The organism is Undibacterium sp. RTI2.2, assembly GCF_035018705.1.
Classification (GTDB): Bacteria; Pseudomonadota; Gammaproteobacteria; order Burkholderiales; family Burkholderiaceae_D; genus Undibacterium.
Window position 1 is genome coordinate 1 of the sequence record NZ_JASJXN010000045.1, and the last position, 22,287, is coordinate 22,287.

The following is a 22,287-nucleotide window of genomic DNA, read 5'->3' on the forward strand; positions in this document are numbered from 1 at the left end:
GTGTGTAATCTAATGACGCTACCTGTTCTTGTAGCGCTTCTTTAAACATACTGGATGCATCCGCCGGCAGTAGTTTTGCCAGTTAAATTCTAGATTCGTCGGTAAGTTTCAAGTGATAAGCGGTTGCTGTAGGAAATTATTTATATGTAGAATAGTATTCAATCAAAATGTTAATACGAAATATTATGTTTATTGCAAATATAAAATATAGAGTAGGATTTTCGTTAGTCGAAGTATTAATCGCTGTTTTCGTGCTTGTACTAGGCGTCATCGGTGCGGCAGGATTGCAACTCGCAGCGATACGTACTTCACAACAGACGAATTTCCAGACAAATGCAGTACAACTTGCGAATGAATTAGCCGATAAAATGCGTTCAAATTCCGCCCAGATGGATTTGCCTGACGCTTCTAATTTATTCTTGAACATGAACTACAATTCCGCCACAGACCCAGCTCCCACAAAACCCGTTCTTTGCTATACGAGTAGCGCTAATTGTAGTGGTGCGAATTTGGCAGCAGCTGATATTTATGAGTGGCAAATGCGCCTTAATGCAGCTTTACCGAGCGGACGGGTCGTTGTTTGTCGCGATTCTGCACCATTTGATAGTACCGCCGGTGCTTTAACCTGGACATGTACTCCCGATGCTAACGCAGGCCTTACTATCAAAATAGGTTGGAGAACTAAAAACCCTGATGGTAGTTTTAATGATACCGCTGGAGTTACTCCCCCAGGTTTTGCCCTCACTGTTGAATCTTACGTGAAGTAAATTATGCCTATTGCTTTTTGTCAATTTCGCTCCCCCTTAAGAGCATCTATACGACAAGATGGGCTAACTATTGTCGAATTAATGATTTCGCTTACCCTTGGTCTTCTAGTGATATTGGGTTCTACCGCACTGGTCGTTTCAACTAAAACTTTATTTATTACGCAAACCGATGGAAATGATACGCAAGATACCGCTCGTTTTGCGCTCGACAATATTGCACGTCAGTTACGTCAAACTGGTTACGTGAATTATGACTTTTCTAATCCTAGCAACGTTCAAGTAACCCCATCAACGGCAAGTGCTGATTTGGCCGGAATGGATGCTAATAGTGTTAGTGCTACAAGTACTGATATTTCTACTCCTTTAAATACCTCAGTGAACTCAAGCGATGTACTGGCAATACGGTTTTTTGGATCCGGTACGGGTGCCAGTGGTGATGGCACAATGTCAAATTGCGCTGGTTTTTCTGTCCCAGCACCGATGTCGGCTAGTAAAGCAGATACTGATAGAGGTTGGAGTATTTATTATGTATCGTTGGATGCGAATAATGAACCTCAATTGATGTGTAAATATTTGGGAAGTAATGGAAGTTGGTCTGCTCAAGCACTAGTTAAAGGTGTTGAGTCCTTTCAAGTTCTTTATGGGCTTGATACCAATACTCCATCAGACGGATTGTCGAATCAATATTTAACAGCATCGGGTATCAATGCTTTAGATGCCAATCTGACTTTGACTGGTACTACAGCCGCACAGAAGCAACAAAGTTTATATTTGCAAACCTATTGGAAGAGGGTTTTAGTCGTGAAAATTGCTATTTTGGTAAGAGGTAAGGAAAATTCTCGCACTGATACAACCAGTACTATCTACAATTTATTTGGAGCAGATTATGCCACTGTGAATGGCGCTAACGATCCCGGAACTACCATTAATGAGCAGAGCTTGCCAGCATCCACCATTAATAGAGTAAGGAAAGTATTTTCTTCTACTATACAACTTCGTAATAATTGCCTGGTCGATCCAGCCAGAAATATCTGTCTCCCACCAAATATTTAACAGTATTAGGAAGCAAACGAAGTTAAAGAAGATCATCTAAGTAATTTTAGCAGTACGAGATAGAGATCATTATGACGATGGTTAAAGTGAAATTCGCACTCTTTTAAATGCAATGGGAACGTATGTTTTGCAATGCCATTTAATTTTGCCAGAAGACGTTTAGCAAAGCTCCAGAATGATTCAGTATCATTGACATGGTTACTGCCTGAGACGAATTCATTATTGTCATGATTTGATTGACCCTAAAATGCTTATCAAAGCCCAAATGAACCAAGCTATCGGCAGCGAAAAACTACTTAAATTCCCAGCGCTTCTCGATCGAAATCATAGATCACCTTGAACAGTTGAATACTTCGTCTACTGCTAAACTGATCGTGCATAAAATCCATCTACCGAACCTGATTGATCGACTCTGGTACCGTTAGCTTAGCTGGCTTCTTACGCACCATCAGCTTCTTTGGCTTGATTCGGAGATGAAGTTCCAACTCCCGATAAATTCGATACACACGCATATGGTTTTAAGGCGTCTCTTTCACGTTGCGAAGATACGGTTAGAACAGACCAAAGCCACAATTCTGATTATAATCTTGGCATCAGCCAAACATCCATGCCGCCGAACTTTGCGCGCAATTTGTAAAACGTCGCACTGCTGACCCAGTGCTCACTAAATAAATCCGGCACGGGCTTACCGACCTCAGATTACTTCAATGAGCCATGAACTGACTATCTATAAATCGTCATCTTTTCATTAAAGTACCACCTCAATTCATTTCAAGAAAATTCTATTTCTGTAGATTACTGTTTTGTGCGGGAGTTGCCTTGCATAAAAAGATATGGGAAATTATCAGGCGAAGCCGACGCAGTGATTTTATGAAACCAATTTTGTGTCAAAGCGACATTTGATTATGAAAAAATCAGATAATAGGGGTTAATTTTGATAACTATCTCCAGCCAAACATCATTTGTTCTGCAAGTATTTTTTTCGCTGGCTGGACAATATCTAATAGCCCCAAACCCAAGCCAAATATGGATTGTGTGAGTGCGCCATCTGGTGCGCTGGCAAATATTCTTGCCATGCTATCGGTTAGCCGTATGGTGGTATTACGGTCAGTTTGTCGTTGTTTTAAGAAAAACTGCAATTGTTCGCCGACTTGCTGAGCAGCAGTCGGCTGACTGGATTCATCTTGCAGTGGTATCTCCGCCAGCGTGCTTGCCAGGATTTTGGCGTCGCGCAAACCAAGATTTAAACCTTGTCCTGCAACTGGGTGCAGAGTTTGTGCCGCGTTGCCAATGGTGACGATTCGCTTAGTTGCTTGTGCCTGCGCATTCAAGCCTAAGGGGTAGGAGTGGCGTGGCGATGCGGTCAAAATCTGGCCCAGTCGCTGACCAAATGCTTGCTGTAGAGCAGCTTTAAACGCGTTATCGTCCAAGCCCAAAAGCTGCTCTGCGCTTGGGGGGCGAACACACCACACCAGCGCATAACCATCCTCTTGCGGCAGCAGCGCTAACGGGCCTTGTTCGGTAAAGCGTTCAAACGCGCGCTGTGCAACCGACTGGCTGACCGTGATGTGAGAAATGATTGCCGTTTGCTGATAGTCGACACTGCGCACTTTTTGCATCTGATTACCAAAGGTGCCACCTTCTGCCTGCACCACGATGGTCGCGGTAATCTTTTCACCATTCTGTAAAGTCAGCGTGACCGCATCGTCGCTTTCTTCTAACGCTGCCACTGTTGCCGGACGTTTGATCTGTATGCCACGCTGTTCTGTTGCCTGTTGTAAAGGCGCAATGATATCGCCGTAACGAGCGACATATCCTAGCGCCGGAATGGAGTAATCCTTGCAGTCAATCAAGCTACGGCCAAAATGTCCGCGGCGCGATACGTGTATCTGCCGGATGCTGGTCGCCTTGATCGGCCATGCACCTGCATTTGTGAGAATTTGCTGACTGCCATAGGACAGCGCGATTGAGCGCGCGTCTTGTTCGGCTTGCGCACTGGTTTTGGCATCCAGCAAAAGGATGCGATCAGCGGCAATCCCCTGCTTGCAAAGCAACAGGGCTAAGCATTGTCCAACCGGACCTGCGCCGCAGATGGCGATATGGAAATCAGTAAGTTTCATCGTTTCATGACACTTTCGATTTCCGCCACGGTTTTTGGCGTGTCGCGGCTCAGATTGAGATGACCTTCTGGTGTGATCAGGATGTCGTCTTCGATACGGATACCAATATTCCAAAATTCTTCGGGAACGCCTTCTGCCGGACGTACATAGATCCCGGGTTCTATGGTGATGACCATGCCAGGTTCCAACTGACGATAAGGCCTTTCATCACCTACTTTGTCTGCTTCACGATAGGAGCCTACATCATGTACATCGAGTCCTAGCCAGTGCCCTGTGCCATGCATATAAAACTGGCGGAATGCTAGGTTATTGATGGCATCTTCAACATTGCCAAGCTTATTTTTATCCAGCAAACCGGTATCGAGCATACCTTGCGTTAATACTTTTACAGCGGCGTTGTGACCGTCCATATAGCGCGATCCCGGACGGGCACAGTCCAGTGCTGCCTGCTGGGATGCGAGGACGATTTCATACAAGGTTTTTTGTGCTGAACTGAATTTGCCATTGGCAGGAAAGGTGCGTGTGATATCGGAGGCGTAGCTATCAAATTCACAGCCAGCATCAATCAAAATCAAATCACCGTCTTTAATTAATGCATTGTTACTGCTGTAGTGCAAGACACACGCGTTGGCACCAGTTGCAACGATAGACCCGTAAGCCGGTGCTTGCGACCCTTGGCGGCGAAATTCATGATGTAGCTCCGCTTCAAGCTCATATTCATAACGACCTGCACCTGCGATCTGCATGGCTCTTGTGTGAGCAACGCCAGATATATTGGCCGCTTTTTGCATCAAAGCTACTTCAGATGCATCTTTACGCAATCGCATTTCATCCAGCAAGACGCGCACGTCGATTGTAGTGTCTGGCGCGCTGATGCCGCTACGAGATTTTGCACGTACCGCTTCTATCCAGTTATGCAGGCGTGAGTCGAGTTGAGTGTCGTTGCCCGTGCTGTAAAAAAGTGTAGGGACATCCGCTAGCAGATGCGGCATTTCTGTATCTAGCGCATCTATCGCAAAGCTTGCGTCAAATCCAAAATGCGCTTTGGCAGCAGCGGAACCGAATCGATAGCCATCCCAGATTTCGCGTTCCAGATTTTTTTCGCGGCAGAATAAGATACTGCGTTGCTCATGGCCGTTGGCGATGAGGACGATGAGCGCTTCTGGCTCTGTAAATCCTGATAGATAATAAAAATAACTATCGTGCCGGAACGGGAAAAAATTATCGCTGTTACGCACCCTCTCATAAGCAGTCGGGATGATCGCAATACCGCCACCACGTGCTTGCATTTGTGCAAGCAGTTGCTGGCGACGACGCAGATAAGATGGCATGCTCATACGGATATCCTTATGATTTTTTTACTGTGTTAGCCGTAGTGAAGGGCTCATTTAGCTGGGCTAGTTGCTCTGGCGTACCTACATTGTGCCAGTCGCCACGATACAGCTCACCACCGAGCTGACCACGATCAGCAATCTCGCGCAGTAAGGGACCGAGTTTGGCGTAACTGCCTGGTTCTATATCAGCAAAAATTTCTGGGCGGTACACACCGATATTACCGAAGGTCATGCGCGGCGATCCATCTGTACTGTCGTTGACCAAGCCCATCAAGTTCATTGCAAAATCACCATCGGGATGGAAGGACGGATTTTTTACCATATATAACCAGGCTAAATCGCGTTTATCTAACGGATGCGGATTACCCCACATATCATTGTCTTCCAGCGTATTTTTACATTCTTCAAAATTGAAATGAGGGATGTAAATATCGGACGATATGACGATAAACGGTTCATCCCCGTTCTCGGTCAACAAGGGCAGGGCTTTTGCAATCCCGCCCGCGGTTTCCAGCGCAGTTGCTTCTGCCGAATAACGGATATGCGCCCCAAATTTGCTGCCATCACCCAGCGCATCAACGATCATCTGACCAAGATGTGCATGGTTAATGACGATATCGGTGATGCCGGCTTTAACCAGATTCAAAATATGCCAGACGATCAGTGGACGACCGCGCACTTTCAGTAAAGGCTTTGGGCAAGTATCCGTGAGTGGTCGCATACGCTCGCCGCGACCTGCTGCTAATAACATGGCTTTCATTGGGGGTGTGTTCAATCTGATTAAAACGTGTAGCCGATTTGCGGTGCCGTATCTTCCAGTACATCCAACAAGCGCAATAAGGGGATCAGGATGTTGTAACGCTGCGCAGTTTTGCGCACATATGTCATTACCAGTGGCATATCTTGCAGATAGGCGTCTTTGCCGTCGCGATGAGCAAGACGGGCAAAAATACCGAGAATCTTTAAATGCCGTTGTAAGCCCATAAATTCAAAATCACGATAAAAGTTATCGACGTCAGGACTAACGGGCAGTCCGGCAGCACGGGCTTTTTCCCAATAACGGATGGCCCAGTCGATTACCATTTCTTCATCCCATTGCACATAAGCGTCGCGCAACAAAGAGACTAGATCGTAAGTTAATGGACCATACAAGGCGCCCTGAAAATCCAGAATGCCGGGATTACTTTTATCCAGCACCATTAAGTTGCGAGAATGGTAATCGCGGTGTACATACACTTGTGGCTGCGCCACAATATTGGCGAGCAAGGCTTCGAATACATTATTCAGGCTGGTACTTTGCTCTGTAGTTAATGTTAAGCCCAGATGTTTGCCGATATACCATTCGGGGAAAATCATCAGTTCGCGCAGTAAAAATTCTCTGTCGTATTCTGGCAATACATCCGCCTGACTTTGTGCTTGCATCAGAATCAAACTATCGATCGCATCCAGATAAAGTTTGTGAGCGGTATCGTTATTCAGCGCATTAAAATAGGTTGTCGTACCTAAATCAGTTAACAGCAAAAAACCTTGTTCAACATCTTGCGCAAGAATATCCGGGATAGATAAATTTATTTTTGTAAATAATTCTGCAATCTTGATGAATGGACGTACATCTTCTGCTGGTTGTGGTGCATCCATCACGATATAAGTTTTACCATCCTTACCGTCAATACGGAAATAACGACGAAAACTGGCATCTGCTGAGGCCGCACGCAAGCTCGCCACTTTTAAACTTGGACTAACAATACTTGTAAGCCAGGTATGAATAGCGGACATGCGCAGATCTTCTGTAACTGAGTTGGACGAAACGGGTAGGGACATAGATCGATTCTCTTGGGTAGCGAGTTAATTTCGGATAAGTTATTTGTAAATTAATTAATATTTATATGCTGATTTGGTATGGAGATAAGTTACGAGTCGCAAGAACGAATAGTTTTGGTGGCAATCCGTGAGGATATTTCCCCTATAATAGGCGCTTGATTTCTGGTTCGAATGTCAAAAAAGCTAAAAATGACTTTTAAATGATTTCTAAACCAGCTATACACCCTATAAAACGCCCGATAAGTCCTCTACTGAAATCATATTACATGCGCCGGAAAACTGTATTATCTCACCCGCAGCCCTTGTTTCCCACTATCTTGGCGATAGCCATATCAGCGTTATTTCCAGTTCCGGTTTTTGCCCAGGTGGCACCATTTAATCCCGTGAATTCGGCTATTTCAGCCAAACCAGTAGAAGTTGTCATCAAAGGTGATAAAGACCAACCAACTGTTATACAAGCTGAACAAATGTCTGGACGTCCTGAGCGCTACGCCAATTTTGATAATGATGTAGAAGTGACGAAGGCCGACACAAAGGTTAACGCTAATAAAGCGACTTACACTAATCTTGAGGATGAAATTAAAGCATTTGGTGATATTCGTATGTCACGTTCTGGAAATAACTACCTTGGCGACTCGATGCGTCTACAAATGGATTCTGGTGTCGGATTCATTCTTAATCCAATTTATAAATTAGTACGAAATAATGCACAAGGTAGAGCAGAACGCGTTGATTTTGAAAGCGATGAGCAATCCACAATCGTTAATGGTACTTACACCACATGTGATAGTAATGACCCCGATTGGTATCTGGAGTCAAAGTCGCTTTATTTAGACACTGAATTAGATCGCGGTGTCGCCGGTAAAACTATAGTTTATTTTAAAGGTGTGCCAATTCTTGCGACACCGTTTTTGACTTTTCCTTTATCCGGTGCGAGGCATTCAGGATTTTTACCGCCAATTTTTGGTGGCTCGTCTCGCGGCGGTCCTGAGTTAGCACTACCTTATTATGTCAACATCGCGCCAAACCGTGATTTGACGCTTTATCCAAAATTAATTGAACGGCGTGGTTTCCAGCTTGGTTTGGAAGCACGCTATATGGGTGACACCTACTCAGGAAATACAACAGTTGAGGGTTTAATTGACGATAAGCAGACAAATACAAATCGTTATGCTATCTCATCAATACACCAGCAAAGTTTATTGCCTCAGTTAGTTTTAGGATGGAACCTGAATGCGGCATCGGACGACAATTATCCGAGTGATTTTTCGAGCTCCATTACGAAAACTGCCCAGCGATTATTGCTAAGAGATGTCAATACAACTTATTTTGGATGGTTAGGTTCTGCAACATTACGCGCATCGAATTATCAAGTTTTACAAGATCCGACGGCACCAATCGCTAGGCCGTATGATCGCTTGCCACAATTAGAACTTCATGCTGAGCGGCATGATGTTTTAGGCTTTGACTGGTCGGTCGATACGATACTTACGCGCTTTTGGCATCCTACGTTAGTACGTGGTGACCGCGCAGTTTTTAATCCTCAGATTTCATATCCTATTGTACAGCCTGGGTACTTTGTTATTCCTAAGTTATCTCTTAATGCAACCAATTATCATCTGGTTAACCCAGATGTAGGGCAGGACAGTGATTTCCACCGAATTGTCCCGACCTTTTCGCTTGATAGTGGTTTAGTTTTTGAACGTCCCTCCACGTTATTTGGTAAAGCAGTTACGCAAACTTTAGAGCCACGGGTTTTTTACGTAAATACACCTTATCGTGACCAAAGTTTATTTCCAAATTTTGATAGCGGCATTGCAGATTTTAATTTCGCCCAGATTTTTAGTGAAAATCGTTTTACTGGTCTGGATAGAATAGGCGATTCTAATCAAATCACTGCAGCTCTAATATCTCGCTATATAGAAAGTGATGGCGAAGAGCGTTTGAAGTTGGCGATTGGACAGCGTTTTTACTTTAACACGCAAAAAGTGACCTTAGACAATACAACCGTTCCTCAGAGTCGCTCAGATTTATTGTTAAGTGCATCTGGAAAATTTTCTGACCAACTAAGCGCGGATAGTGCCTTACAGGTAAGCCAGTCAGACCGTCATGCAGTACGCTCCAATTATGGTGTGCGCTGGCAGCCAGCACCACAAACCGTTTTTAATGCCGAATATCGTTATCAACTAGATACCTTAAAGCAAGTTGATCTCTCGACACAGTTGCCTATCAATAAACGCTGGTTTGTTGTCGCGAGAAGTAACTACTCTTTACCAGACAAAAAACTGGTAGATGGTCTGGCGGGTTTTGAATATAAAGATCCTTGTAATTGCTGGTCATTCAGGATGGTAGCGCAACGTTTTTCTACGACTTCTGAAATAAGTAACACCTCCTTTTTTATTCAACTAGAGTTGAACGGTCTGTCAAAAATCGGATCAAACCCACTTGACGCCTTGAAAAAGAATATTTCGGGTTATCAGCCGATAAAGTAGCGTATATTTCAGCTTTTGCTAAAAAATTAGCGATGGAGATTGCGGAGCTTCTATTCCCTTTCTTCCATGGTTAATATGAATTTGGATCACTATGCGACATAACTTGCACATGAAACAACGTAATATCCTCTCACTCTTGGCTACCTCTGCTTTTTTGTTGGCGGGTTCTCCTACGTCGGCGCAGACGAAAATCAGCCCAACGATTTCTCCCATTCTTCCCGTGCTGCCTTCTAAGTCAGTGGGTAACGCATTTAATGCTAATGAAAAAGGGCAGTTGGTTAATAAAATTATTGTAGTGGTTAATGACGATGTCATTACCAGCCAAGAATTGAATGATCGTTTGAAGGCAGTAGAGAAGCGGCTCTCAGCGCAAGGTACAGCCTTGCCAAGCAGAGCTGATCTGCAAAAGCAATTACTAGAGCGGATGATTGTTGATCGCGCTCAACTACAACTGGCCAAAGAAAACGGTATGCGTGTCGATGACATCATGCTGGATCGCTCTATGCAACGTCTTGCAGAGCAAAACAAAATGTCTCTGCAAGAGTTTCGTAATCAGGTTGAGCGCGAAGGCACGCCGTATGTACGTTTCCGCGAAGAAGTGCGCGACGACATCATGATGCAGCGTATTCGTGACCGCGAAGTTGATAGCAAGATTCAGGTCTCAGAATCTGAAGTAGATAACTATATCGCGCAAGAGGCTGCACCAGGTAAGGTCGCGCAAGAATTGAATCTGTCGCACATTTTAGTAGTTATTCCAGAGAATGCATCTGCGGAGCAAATTGCGCAACGCAAAGCCCGTGCAGAAGAAGTCTTGAAAAAAATAAAAGCAGGCGAAGATTTTGCCAAACTGGCGGTCACTTATTCTGACGCCAGCGAAGGTATCAAAGGCGGTGACATCGGTTGGCGTGAGCAAGATCGTTTGCCGCAATTATTTTTGGATTCAATCAATAAGATCAAGGTAGGCGAAGTTACTGAAATTATTCGCAGCTCTAACGGCTTCCATATTTTAAAGTTGACGGGCAAACGTGATGTCGGCAAGAGTAAAGCGGATAGCACTGTCGTTCAACAGACGCATGTACGTCATATTTTGATCAAGCCAAGTCAAATCGTGACAACAGCGGAAGCACGTCGTAAATTGGTTGAATTAAAACAACGTCTGGATAATAAGGCGGCTACATTTGAAGAATTAGCAAAGTCCTTCTCTAACGATGGCTCTGCTGCTAAAGGTGGTGATCTGGGTTGGATTTATCCCGGTGATACCGTACCTGAATTTGAACAAGCGATGAATAAATTGGCGATTGGCGAGGTGAGTGAGCCAGTCGAAACACAATTCGGTTTGCATCTGATTCAGGTAACTGAACGCAAATCAGACGACGTTTCTAAAGAGCGTCAACGTTTGCTTGCTCGCCAGGCCGTGCGTGAGCGCAAGTCGGACGAGGCTTTGCAAGACTGGCTGCGTCAGTTACGTGACCGCGCTTATGTTGAGTTCCGTCTGGACGATAATTAATGACAAAAATTGCCATCACAGTAGGTGAACCGGCGGGCATTGGCCCAGAAGTTTCTTTATTGGCAGCATGGCAATTACGGTCAGAAATTCGTCCTGTCCTGATTGGTGACGCTGCTTATTTATCCATGCTGGCAGGAGAAATTGATCCTGCTATGCAGTTGATGGGCGTGTCATTAGAGGCTCTTCGTTACACTGGTTTGCCAGCCTGCGGCGTAAATCAAATTACCGTAATTGATTGTCCTCTAGCAGCTCATGTAATAGCTGGACAATTAGATCCTCGTAATGGCCGTTCGGTATTGCATACGCTGGATGTTGCTATAGAAAGCGTGCAGCAAGCCTGGTGCGATGCGATCGTTACAGCACCCCTACAAAAAAGTACGATCAATGATGCCGGTGTTGCTTTTAGCGGACACACCGAATATTTCGCTGAAAAAACAAATACTGCGCAAGTTGTCATGATGTTGGCATGTGAAGCATCCGATCATTTGCCACACGCTTTGCGAGTCGCTTTGGCGACCACGCACCTTGCATTAAAAGATGTGCCTGCCGCGATTACTTTTGATCATTTACTTAAAACGCTGCAGATTATTCATCAAGACTTACAAGTCAAATTTGGTTTACAACAACCGCGTATTTTCGTTACTGGCTTAAATCCCCACGCCGGTGAAAACGGTTATCTTGGGCGTGAAGAGATTGACATCATCACTCCTGTGATTTTACATGCACAGGGTTTAGGGATGGATGTGCGTGGCCCATATCCAGCAGACACGCTATTCCAGCAAAAATATTTGCAGGAGGCTGATTGCGTGCTGGCGATGTACCACGATCAAGGTTTGCCTGTACTAAAGCACGCTAGTTTTGGTTTAGGGGTAAATATCACTTTAGGTTTGCCGCTGATACGAACCTCAGTCGACCATGGCACTGCACTTGACTTAGCCGCGCAAGGCGTAGGTAAAGCAGATGTCGGCAGTATGCTGGTAGCGGTACGAGTCGCAGCTGGTATGGTGAAGGCGCAATCTCAGCACTAGCTTGTCAGAAGTATTAAGCGTCAATAAAAAACTTAGACAACGAGAGCATTTCGCTGGCAGTCATTGATGATCGCTGACGATCATAGCTTCTATCTTACTTGTCACACATGTTCTACAATCGTGAAATTCAGAATACCCAAAAATCATGAAACACATACCTCGTAAACGCTTCGGCCAAAACTTTTTGACTGATCAATTGGTGCTCAGTCACATCACCAGTGCCATCAATCCTCAGCCTGATCAAACTATGGTTGAGATCGGCCCAGGTTTGGCTGCTATGACTAAACTCTTGTTAGAAGGATTAAGTCAACTGCATGTAGTTGAGCTGGATCGTGATTTGGTAGCGCGTCTGAAAAAGAATTTTGATCCTGCTAAATTGATCGTGCATGAAGGGGATGCTTTACGGTTTGATTTTTCGACGATCCCATTGCCGCCGGATAAAAAGCTCCGTGTCGTTGGCAACCTGCCTTACAACATTTCTAGCCCTTTATTATTTCATCTGGCCGAGATTGCACATCTGGTTGAAGATCAGCATTTTATGCTGCAAAAAGAGGTTGTGGAACGTATGGTTGCAGAACCCGGTGGCAAAGCATATGGTCGCTTGTCCGTCATGCTGCAATGGCGCTATCACATGGATTTATTGTTTATCGTACCGCCGACAGCGTTTGACCCACCACCTAAAGTAGAGTCTGCGATTGTCCGTATGATCCCGAAGGCGGAACGTCTAGAATGCGATATTCATAAATTGGAACAAGTAGTGACTAAGGCATTCTCACAACGCCGTAAAGTGGTACGTAATTGTGTCGCCGGAATGTTTACTGAGCAGCAATTGATTGATGTTGGTATCAATCCGCAAATGCGACCAGAAACGATTCCGCTCGAACAGTATGTCGGTCTGGCTAGGTTACTCGTAGAACTGAAGCCCGATGTACCTGCAGATTGATTTGTAATTAATAGGGCTTACGCAAAACCAGCCCTATAAATAAGCTTAGTTGCTTTAGCCGAGCAATACCGTTTGCCTGGATACTGATTTTTCTTATCTCTATCGATTTTCCTCCGATTGCAAATATGAACATTACTACTACGCCAGAATGGCAAACCTTGCTAGCGCATCAAGCTCGTTTAGAACACGTGCATTTGCGCGATTTGTTTGCTGCTGACCCACAACGTTTTCAACATTTTTCTCAGGAGCTGGATGGCTTGCTGGTAGATTATTCCAAGCAAAGGATAGATGCCGAAACATTGCAAAGTCTGGTTGCCTTAGCCAGATTATCGAAGGTAGAGGACTGGCGTGACCGCATGTTTTCGGGTGAGAAAATCAATATCAGCGAAGACCGCGCTGTACTTCATACTGCTTTGAGGCACTCGGCTTTTACACCGTTCCCAAATCCAGAAGCCGACGTGATGCCTTTGGTACGCGCTGTGCGCAGACAAATGCGCGATATCGTCGAGCGGGTGCGCAGCGGATTATGGCGGGGCTTTAAAGGTGATGCGATTCAAAATGTGGTGAATATCGGGATTGGTGGTTCTGACCTCGGCCCTAAACTGGCGACGCGCGCATTGTCGGCAATGCAGCATCCTGGCCTGAGTTTTTATTATGTTTCTAATTTAGACAGCGCCCATCTCGCACCTTTGTTGGAGACCTTAGACCCGCGTACGACCTTGTTTATTGTCGCCTCCAAGACGTTTACCACGCAAGAGACCAGTATTAACGCCAACACTGCACGTACCTGGCTGATGGCCGCGGCGATGGAGGAATGGGCGGTCGCTAAGCATTTTATTGCTGTTACTTCCAGCCCCGATAAAGCGCATGAGTTTGGTATTCCTGATGCCAATATTTTACAAATCTGGGACTGGGTTGGCGGGCGATACTCTTTGTGGTCGGCGGTAGGTTTATCAGTTGCACTCGCAATCGGGATGAATGGCTTTGAGCGCTTGCTAGATGGTGCCGAGGCGATGGACAAGCATTTTTGTAAAACGCCGCTAGAGCATAATTTGCCGGTTTTGCTGGCGTTGATCTCCGTGTGGAACACGAATTTTCTTGGTGCTGAAACGACCGCAATCTTGCCGTATAACGAGTCCTTGCGTCACTTGCCCGCTTTCTTGCAGCAATTAGAAATGGAATCGAATGGCAAAACGGTAGGACGTGACGGTGAGCCTTTGACTTGTCGCGCCAATCCGATTGTGTGGGGCGAAATTGGCGTCAATGGCCAACATGCTTTTTTCCAGCTTTTGCATCAGGGCGGCTGGTTGATTCCATGTGATTTCGTGGTGGCTGCTTCCAGTGATTATCCATTGCCAGGGCATCAGGCGCCATTATTAGCCAACTGTCTGGCGCAAAGTGCTGCTTTGGCTTTCGGCAAAACTGAAGAACAAGCACGCATAGAATTGTCTGCCGCAGGTTTGAGTGAGAGCAAGATCGCCGCGCTATTGCCGCATAAAGTATTTGCAGGCAATCAGCCATCCACGAGTATTCTCATCCCTAGCCTTGATCCTTATCAGCTCGGCATGTTGCTCGCTTTGTATGAGCATAAGGTGTTTGTCCAAGGCGTGATCTGGGGCATTAACTCTTTCGATCAGTGGGGCGTTGAGTTGGGTAAGCAGCTTGCCAATCGCTTATTGCCAGCAATTAAAGGCGATCAGGCCTACGACGTTCAACTGGACACTTCGACCACAGGTTTAATCGCTTATTTCCGTCGGCATGGGCATGTATAAGGAAAATCAACGGTTTTAATTTTGATAGGACTTACGCAAAACTACCCTAACTGCGTTGCAGCTCCTAGCTGTACCGAGACAAATCAAAGGTTTTATTTCGGATCATGTAATGGAGATAAGCTTTAACAAAAGTTGACACAAATTGACCGTCGGGTTGAAGCAAACTGAATATAATTGATTCAAGGCAATAAATTAATTGACTTGCAGAGATATAAATCACAACACTACACAATTGGCGGATCTATCATGTTGACAGGAATTATCAGTGTTCTCACTTTCGCCCTCATTGTTGGTGTGATTGGCTTGATTAAAGTAATGAACAAGATTGCAGAGCAATCTGACCAGCCACAATAAAAAAAGCTGTCTCTAATCTCAACAGATCACAGACAGCTTTTTTATTTAAACCTTCACTTGATTTGATCTGGTTCGTCCAGACTACAATTCCCTTCGTTTTTAACTGCCAAAGAGTCTTACAGACTGGTCGCTTGTTCGGCAGTTTTCCGCTCTATCAATTCTATTTTGTAGCCGTCAGGATCTTGTACAAAAGCGATAACGGTCTTGCCGCCTTTCACTGGACCTGCTTCACGCGTTACGTTGCCGCCTCTGGCTTTTACTGCATCACATGCCTTGTACGCATCTGGCACTGCGATCGCGATATGTCCATACGCGCTACCCAAATCGTATTTTTCGACGCCATAGTTGTAGGTCAACTCTAGTTCTGCGTGATCAGGGTTATTGCCATAGCCGACAAAGGCGAGGGTATATTTGTACTCGGGGTTATCCGATGTCCTGAGCAATTTCATACCCAACACTTCAGTATAAAAATCAATCGAGCTTTGTAAATTACCGACGCGTAACATGGTGTGTAATAGACGCATAATAAAATTCCTTTAAATATACTGGATATGAGTATGATAATTGAAGCACAGATTGTCCATAGAATGATTGGACGATCTTCTAAAAACTATAGATACTCCCCTTAAAATACGGGGAGGTCGTGTGCTGCATGCTGTTTTAATGCATGCTTAGCATGTTCAAATTCTGGGAACACCGATTGTACTGTCGCCCAAAAGCGGGGGCTGTGATTCATCTCTCGCAAATGCGAGAGTTCATGCGCGATCACATAGTCAATCACCGTCAGAGAGAAATGAATCAGCCGCCAGTTCAGACGAATTTTACCTTGCGAGGTACAAGAGCCCCAGCGCGTAGTCGCAGCAGACAGTGCCATTGAATGATAACTAACATCCAATTTTTCCGCATAGACAGGCAAGCGCTCTAAAAATACCCGGCGGGCTTCTTGCTGCAACCAAGCCTGTACCCGGTCTTTGAGTTGTTGCTCCCCCGAGTCCGCAGGCAGACAAATTCTCAGCTCGTTACTATCGCTGTCTAAATGAATGCCCAGCGATTGCGTGGCAAGAATTCGCAAAGTCAGTTGCTTGCCCAGATAAGGTAATTGAGCGCCATCTGCCCATACCATTTTAGGTTGAACCTGATGCGTAGCCCGTTCACGGCGCTCGGTAATTTTGGCGACGATCCAGCGCTGCTTCTCGTGAATTGCCTGCTCAATATCGCCAATTGTTACCCAGCGTGGTGCAGTGATTCTCAGTCCCTCGTCATTGATTAAAAAGCCAATGGTACGTCGCTTGGAGCGCAGCAGACTATATTCCAGCCATTGCTCTTGCAGGCGGATCTGACGTTTATTCGGAGATTTTTCTGGCGGCGTGGATGATGTCTTTGGCGGTGCCGGAAGACTGGGTGGCGTTGCTTTTTTCGGCGCCGGATCTTGCATTTTACGGCGGGGCGATTGGAACATCCCGCCGTCGTCAGTCCGGCTATCTGAAAACAAATCCAGTTGCAGTAAAAACTGCAACGGCTTGGTCAATAATGAGAAACGTGATTTCAAAAAACTCTCTTGTTCCTGATTGATCAAGAGTCGCTCTGATCAATCCTTTTTGTATATATGCGGTGAGATCACACGCATTTCGCCTTCTATCCAAGCCTCTACTTTTTGCATCATTTCAGCCGCACTCAAACCATCAGGTGGTATTGGTTTGCCGATTGATACCGTGATCAGACCTGGCATTTTGATGAAAGAATTTTTAGCCCAGCATTCACCGGAATTCATCGCGATCGGTACAACAGGAGTATTGGTTTCTGTCGCCAGGCGAGTACCGCCCATTTTGTAATTACCTTTTTGTCCCACCGGGATACGCGTGCCTTCCGGGAACATAATAACCCATTGTCCATCAGCGAGCCGGCGACGGCCATGTACCACGACTTGGGCGAATGCATCCTTACCTTTGCTACGATCAATCGGGATCATGCGCATCAAAGAAATGCCCCAACCGAAGAAAGGGATGTAGGTAATTTCTTTCTTAAATACGAAGACTAAAGGTCTTGGCATGCAGGTCAAATAGAAAATGGTTTCCCATGCCGATTGGTGCTTAGACAGTAAAATAACCGGCGCATCTGGCAGGTTTTCCATTCCTTTGATTTGGTAGCGGATGCCGCAAATAACTTTGGCCGTCCAGATCACAAATACATTCCAGCGCGCGGTCCAGTAGTAACGTTTGTTATACGGCAGTGGTGCAAACAGCAAGCAAGCCATAGACCAGATCACTGTCGCAACAGCCATCAGGCTAAAGAATAAAACCGAGCGTAAAAAATAATTAAAACGAAGCATTGCACATCCTAATAAGATCATAGCTAATAAGGTCACAGCTAATAAGGTCACAATAAATTACAGAAAACTCCAGCAGACTCAATCAGCGATGATATGTTGTATTCGTTTGCTAATTTGTTAGATTAGCTCAAACCGCCACAAAAAATTCCGCAGGTACAGTTTTTAAAAGAATATCCACCATCGAGGCGAGGTCTGGATAAATCTGTGTCCCCGGCGGTAGTCCTCCTTTTTCAAAGGTCTTTTTACCTTTGCCTGTCAGTACTAGATGCGGCAAGCAGCCGCATACAAATCCCGCCTGCAGATCACGCAGCGAATCGCCCACACAATGGATGCCTTTTAAGCTGACATCGTAACGACTGGCGATTTCTTGCAGCATGCCTGGTTTGGGTTTGCGACAATCACAATTATCTTCAGAGACATGCGGGCAAAAAAACACGGCATCAATTTCAGCACCGACTTGCTGTGCTGCTGAATGCATTTTTTGGTGAATCGCATTCAGCGTCGCCATATCAAACAGCTTACGTCCAATACCAGACTGATTGGTAGCAACGACGACTAAATAACCAGCCTGATTCAGTTTAGCAATCGCTTGCAATGAACCGGGTATCGCCTTCCACTCATCAGGAGATTTGATGAACGCGTCTGAGTCCTGATTGATTACGCCATCACGATCCAGAATGATTAGCTTCATAGTTTTTTCCATTGCTTCTTCTCTGTTCTGTTTGCGCGATCGATCTTGCTTAGTTGACTGATTAAACTGATTTTATGCTGCAAGTTTGGAAATGTCAGCCACCTGATTCAGCATGCCGTGCAACTCGTTTAGCAGCGCTAGACGATTATTGCGCAAGGCCTGATCCTCGGCGTTGACCATAACATCATTGAAGAAACTATCGACTTCAGCACGCAATGCCGCCAAGATTTTTAAAGCGCCGGAGAAATCACCTTGAGCGAACGCTGCATCGACCTTTGGCTTTACATCACACATCGCCGTATGCAATGCTTTTTCGGCTGCTTCTTGGAGTAACGGCAACTGTACCGATCCTAGCGCGCCATCTGTTTTTTTCAGAATGTTAGTGATTCGTTTATTGGCAGCTGCCAGCGCGCTGGATTCGGGTAAAGCAGCGAACGCTTGCACCGCTTGGTAGCGTTCTACAATATTATTGAGTTTATCTGGACGTTGACTAATTACCGCATCAATTTCATTCTGAGTATTGTTTTTATCAGACAATGATTCTCTGATCTTTTTTCCCAGCGCCATTACTTGTAATGAACCGTCATATCCTCGGAGCAGTCCATTCAAGCGATCATAGATAAAATTCAAGACATCAGTTGTTGGGTCTTTAAAATTAACATTATTACTAAATTGATTTACAGTATTATTTATTAACTCTAACAGCGATAAATCTAATTTTTTCTCCATTAACATTCGTACGATCCCTAAAGCATGGCGACGCAAGGCAAACGGATCACGATCCCCCGTTGGTTGCAAACCTATGCCCCAAATGCCGACCAGCGTTTCTAATTTATCGGCGAGCGCAACCGCGGTGCCTGTCGCGGTCGCAGGTAAGGCATCGCCCGCAAAACGTGGTTGATAATGTTCGGATGCGGCAGCAGCAACCTCTGGATTTTCATTATCATGTGAGGCGTAATACGTACCCATAATGCCTTGCAGTTCTGGGAATTCGCCTACCATATCGGTCAATAAATCAGCCTTTGCCAGCATCGCACCGCGCTCTGCCAACGCAACATCGTAGCCCAGACTTTGTGCGATTTTTCCAGCGAGTGATTTCACGCGCTGCATACGTTCAGCCTGGCTACCTAGTTTGTTGTGGTACACCACATTTGCCAGCATAGGCAGACGCGCTTCCAAGGTTTTTTTCTTATCTTGCTCAAAGAAGAATTTGGCGTCAGACAGGCGAGGGCGTACCACACGTTCGTTACCTTGAATGATATGTTCTGGCGTCGCTGTTTCCAGATTAGATACGATCAAAAAGCGTGAGCGCAATTTGCCTGCGGCATCGGTCAGCGCAAAATATTTTTGATTCGTCTGCATCGTCAGTATCAGACATTCTTGCGGTACTGCCAAGAATTCATCCTCAAATTTGCACTCATACACAACTGGCCACTCGACCAATGCCGTGACTTCATCCAGTAATGGTTCTGGCATCAAAACCTGATCGTCCCCCGCTTTTGCGAGCAAGGCAGTGCGGATTTTTTCTTTGCGTTCAGTGACATTGGCAATGACTTTACCCTGGCTCAGCAGATCCGCAGCATAGTCATTTGCATGCGCTATATTGATTTGGCCGCTAGTCAAAAAGCGATGTCCTAAAGTGATGCGGTCACTGGTCAGTCCCAGTAGTGCCAGCGGTACCACGTCAGCACCATGCAGGGCGATGATGCGATGTACCGGACGCACAAAATGGACTGTCGCACCGTCTTGACGTTGATAGCTCATGACTTTAGGAATCGGCAATTTATTAATCGATTCTTCGACCGTTGCTTGCAAGCTATCGGCTAGTGCAGTACCTGATGCAGTGTAGTTATAGAAAAAACTCTCAGCCTTGCCATCGACCGCACGTTCTAACTGGCTGATTTGCAAATCTGGGAATCCCAGTGCCGCTAACTTCTTCGCCAGCGGTGCGGTGGCATTACCTGCCGCGTCTAATGCCACAGAAACCGGCAAGATTTTTTCACGGAGTATTTTGTCCGGCGAGGTCGGACGCACATTGGTAATACTCACGGCCAGCCGGCGCGGTGACGCATAAGTTGTTGGGACAGAATCGCTCTCTAAAAAATCGCGTGACTTTAAGCCGTTGACGATACCCGCAGCAAATGCTTCGCCCAGCTTGGCGAGTGCTTTGGGTGGTAATTCTTCCGTGAGCAGTTCTACTAATAATGTTTGGTTCATTTCTTTTATTCCAGAATGGAGATCGCTTGCGAGCAGATATATTGTCGTTTTTGTGATCGCTAAGATGTCACTAAATTTAAGCGGCTTTCAGTTCCGCATTTGAGGCAGTCTCTAAAGCGGCTTTTTTATGCTGGCAATCTGGAGCACAAATCGGGAAGCCCAATGCTGCCCGCGAAGCCAAATAAGCCGCCGCGACCTTGCGTGATAAGTTGCGGATACGACCAATATAGGCAGCACGTTCCGTCACCGAGATCGCACCCCGAGCATCTAGCAAATTAAACGTATGGCCAGCTTTTAAGATCATTTCATAAGCTGGTAAAGCGAGTGATTTTTCTTCTACTGCCAGCAATTTTGCCGCCTCAGCCTCGTAGCTGTTAAATAGCGAGAACAAGAAATCGGTATTTGAGTACTCAAAGTTAAATGTCGATTGCTCGACTTCGTTTTGGTGGAATACATCGCCATAGGACAAGCGCACTGTTTTGCCGTTTTCTTCGCGCTCAGTCCACACCAGGTCATACACGTTTTCTACGCCTTGCAAATACATCGCCAGCCGCTCAATACCGTAAGTGATTTCGCCCAGAATCGGTTTGCAATCAATCCCGCCAACTTGCTGGAAATAAGTGAACTGGGTAACTTCCATTCCGTTCAGCCAGACCTCCCAACCCAAACCCCATGCACCTAAAGTCGGATTTTCCCAATCATCTTCCACAAAACGCACATCGTTTTGCTGCAAATCCAGACCGAGCGCTTTTAAAGAACCAAGGTAGAGATCCAGAATATTTTCTGGTGCTGGTTTTAGTACCACCTGATATTGGTAGTAATGCTGTAAGCGATTAGGATTTTCACCATAGCGACCATCCTTAGGGCGGCGTGACGGTTGTACATAGGCGGCGCGCCAAGGTTCTGGTCCAATCGCTCTTAAAAACGTGCCCGTGTGTGACGTACCTGCACCGACTTCCATGTCATAAGGTTGCAACAAGGCGCAACCTTGCGCAGCCCAGTATTCTTGCAGTTTGAGGATGATTTGTTGAAATGTAAGCATTATGATGTTCCGCTTTGATGAATGGCGCAGACTGAAGTTTGCTAAACCTTGGATTTTAGCGGGTTTTGCCCTAGATAGGCGAATTTGCTTGCAGCATTGACAGCTCAGATACTTGCTGAACCCAGAGTCACGGAGGCAAAAAAACCAAGAGGCAGTCACCGGTTGGCGCTGCCTCTTTTTATTGGCTACATGAGCAACCTTAAGTCTTACATCTCTTTTGGACAGGCACCGAATTGATTTTCTGAACGCTGGCTATCAGTTGCCCAAAATACGATCAGTACGATGACGCCCACTACCGGCACCAGGCCGATCAACAACCACCATGCGCTACGGTCAGTATCGTGCAGCCTTCTTACTGAAACTGCCAGTCCGGGGATCAGAGTCGCCAATGAATATAAGCTGCTGAGCAGTCCAGAATCCGTCCCGAAGTATGATGTCCCGGTTACGCGATCAACGATCGATAATCCTATGTTGATTAATATCGTGAACAGAGTAAAAAACCAAAATTCTTTACGACGTGAACGACCGCTAAACTGGATATATTTTTTTAATACCAGCACATACCAGTCGAAGGCTTGTGAAATATCTTCCGACTCCACTGGCAGCGCTGATGATGTTGACGATACTGTCTGTGAGGCGCCGCAATGCGGACAGGTTGGGGCGGTTTCGTGAATTTCTTTACCGCAGCCGCGACAAAATACCATGCTCATTTTGTACCCTCTATAAAGTTGTATTGCGTAGTCTTATGTTTTGTATTTTTAAAAATCTCATTTTTTGAGAACGCATTTAGTAGTTGAAACCGCCAAGCGTTTTGTTC

General features: G+C 45.6%; 18 protein-coding genes and 2 pseudogenes. 7 read left to right on the forward strand and 13 right to left on the reverse strand.

Going from position 1 to position 22,287, the window contains the following annotated elements:
* The first annotated feature begins 185 nt into the window (after positions 1-185).
* Together pilV and QN395_RS18245 are read left to right on the forward strand one after the other, a co-directional pair.
* Complete coding sequence (gene pilV / locus QN395_RS18240) at positions 186-767, forward strand: type IV pilus modification protein PilV (protein WP_322117781.1); 582 nt, start codon at positions 186-188, stop codon at positions 765-767.
* Positions 768-770: 3 nt separating this feature from the next.
* Positions 771-1,820 (forward strand): PilW family protein, encoded by a 1,050-nt coding sequence (locus QN395_RS18245; protein WP_322118411.1) that lies wholly within the window; start codon positions 771-773, stop codon positions 1,818-1,820.
* Positions 1,821-1,852: 32 nt separating this feature from the next.
* Here QN395_RS18245 and QN395_RS18250 read toward each other — a convergent pair.
* The 6 genes and pseudogenes from QN395_RS18250 to QN395_RS18275 form a co-directional block, all read right to left on the reverse strand.
* Positions 1,853-2,100 (reverse strand): annotated as a pseudogene (locus QN395_RS18250) (IS1595 family transposase); the annotation flags it as partial.
* 19 nt (positions 2,101-2,119) lie between these two features.
* Positions 2,120-2,338, reverse strand: a pseudogene (locus QN395_RS21675) (IS3 family transposase); the annotation flags it as partial.
* A gap of 423 nt (positions 2,339-2,761) precedes the next feature.
* A complete protein-coding gene (locus tag QN395_RS18260; protein ID WP_322117784.1) occupies positions 2,762-3,940 on the reverse strand; it encodes an FAD-dependent monooxygenase in 1,179 nt (392 codons plus the stop codon).
* Positions 3,937-5,271 carry an aminopeptidase P N-terminal domain-containing protein gene (locus QN395_RS18265; protein WP_416200142.1) on the reverse strand — a complete coding sequence of 445 codons (1,335 nt, stop codon included), beginning with the start codon at positions 5,269-5,271 and terminating at the stop codon, positions 3,937-3,939. The genes QN395_RS18260 and QN395_RS18265 overlap by 4 nt, the downstream gene beginning before the upstream one ends.
* A gap of 16 nt (positions 5,272-5,287) precedes the next feature.
* Positions 5,288-6,034, reverse strand: a complete 747-nt coding sequence (murU, locus tag QN395_RS18270; protein ID WP_322117786.1) for an N-acetylmuramate alpha-1-phosphate uridylyltransferase MurU — start codon at positions 6,032-6,034, stop codon at positions 5,288-5,290.
* Between the two features lie 20 nt (positions 6,035-6,054).
* Entirely contained in the window at positions 6,055-7,095 is a 1,041-nt protein-coding gene (locus tag QN395_RS18275) for an aminoglycoside phosphotransferase family protein (protein ID WP_323492607.1), read from the reverse strand.
* Between the two features lie 200 nt (positions 7,096-7,295).
* Here QN395_RS18275 and QN395_RS18280 point away from each other — a divergent pair, with 200 nt between their 5' ends.
* The 5 genes from QN395_RS18280 to pgi all read left to right on the forward strand — a co-directional run bounded on the left by QN395_RS18280 (position 7,296) and on the right by pgi (position 14,837).
* On the forward strand, positions 7,296-9,587 hold the full coding sequence (locus QN395_RS18280; protein WP_323492608.1) for an LPS-assembly protein LptD: 2,292 nt from the start codon (positions 7,296-7,298) through the stop codon (positions 9,585-9,587).
* A gap of 109 nt (positions 9,588-9,696) precedes the next feature.
* Positions 9,697-11,094: a peptidylprolyl isomerase gene (locus QN395_RS18285; protein WP_323492609.1), complete on the forward strand. Its 1,398-nt coding sequence runs from the start codon at positions 9,697-9,699 to the stop codon at positions 11,092-11,094.
* On the forward strand, positions 11,094-12,122 hold the full coding sequence (pdxA, locus tag QN395_RS18290) for a 4-hydroxythreonine-4-phosphate dehydrogenase PdxA (RefSeq protein ID WP_322117790.1): 1,029 nt from the start codon (positions 11,094-11,096) through the stop codon (positions 12,120-12,122). Before QN395_RS18285 ends, pdxA begins: the two co-directional genes overlap by 1 nt.
* Positions 12,123-12,267: 145 nt before the next feature.
* Positions 12,268-13,065, forward strand: coding sequence for a 16S rRNA (adenine(1518)-N(6)/adenine(1519)-N(6))-dimethyltransferase RsmA (rsmA, locus tag QN395_RS18295; protein ID WP_322117791.1), 798 nt, complete (start codon positions 12,268-12,270; stop codon positions 13,063-13,065).
* Between the two features lie 125 nt (positions 13,066-13,190).
* Positions 13,191-14,837, forward strand: coding sequence for a glucose-6-phosphate isomerase (pgi, locus tag QN395_RS18300; RefSeq protein WP_322117792.1), 1,647 nt, complete (start codon positions 13,191-13,193; stop codon positions 14,835-14,837).
* Between the two features lie 470 nt (positions 14,838-15,307).
* On the opposite strand, the gene gloA is transcribed toward pgi, so the two are convergent.
* The 7 genes from gloA to QN395_RS18335 all read right to left on the reverse strand — a co-directional run bounded on the left by gloA (position 15,308) and on the right by QN395_RS18335 (position 22,180).
* Positions 15,308-15,715, reverse strand: coding sequence for a lactoylglutathione lyase (gene gloA, locus QN395_RS18305; RefSeq protein WP_323492610.1), 408 nt, complete (start codon positions 15,713-15,715; stop codon positions 15,308-15,310).
* Positions 15,716-15,816: 101 nt separating this feature from the next.
* Positions 15,817-16,650, reverse strand: coding sequence for a M48 family metallopeptidase (locus QN395_RS18310; RefSeq protein ID WP_416200143.1), 834 nt, complete (start codon positions 16,648-16,650; stop codon positions 15,817-15,819).
* Between the two features lie 129 nt (positions 16,651-16,779).
* Complete coding sequence (locus tag QN395_RS18315) at positions 16,780-17,520, reverse strand: lysophospholipid acyltransferase family protein (protein ID WP_322117795.1); 741 nt, start codon at positions 17,518-17,520, stop codon at positions 16,780-16,782.
* 127 nt (positions 17,521-17,647) lie between these two features.
* Entirely contained in the window at positions 17,648-18,211 is a 564-nt protein-coding gene (gene gmhB, locus QN395_RS18320) for a D-glycero-beta-D-manno-heptose 1,7-bisphosphate 7-phosphatase (RefSeq protein WP_322117796.1), read from the reverse strand.
* A gap of 72 nt (positions 18,212-18,283) precedes the next feature.
* Entirely contained in the window at positions 18,284-20,428 is a 2,145-nt protein-coding gene (glyS, locus tag QN395_RS18325) for a glycine--tRNA ligase subunit beta (protein WP_323492611.1), read from the reverse strand.
* Between the two features lie 76 nt (positions 20,429-20,504).
* Positions 20,505-21,470, reverse strand: a complete 966-nt coding sequence (glyQ, locus tag QN395_RS18330; RefSeq protein ID WP_322117798.1) for a glycine--tRNA ligase subunit alpha — start codon at positions 21,468-21,470, stop codon at positions 20,505-20,507.
* A 206-nt stretch (positions 21,471-21,676) separates the two neighbouring features.
* The gene (locus tag QN395_RS18335; RefSeq protein WP_322117799.1) at positions 21,677-22,180 is read right to left on the reverse strand and encodes a DUF805 domain-containing protein; all 504 of its coding nucleotides are present in this window, start codon (positions 22,178-22,180) and stop codon (positions 21,677-21,679) included.
* Positions 22,181-22,287: the final 107 nt, after the last annotated feature.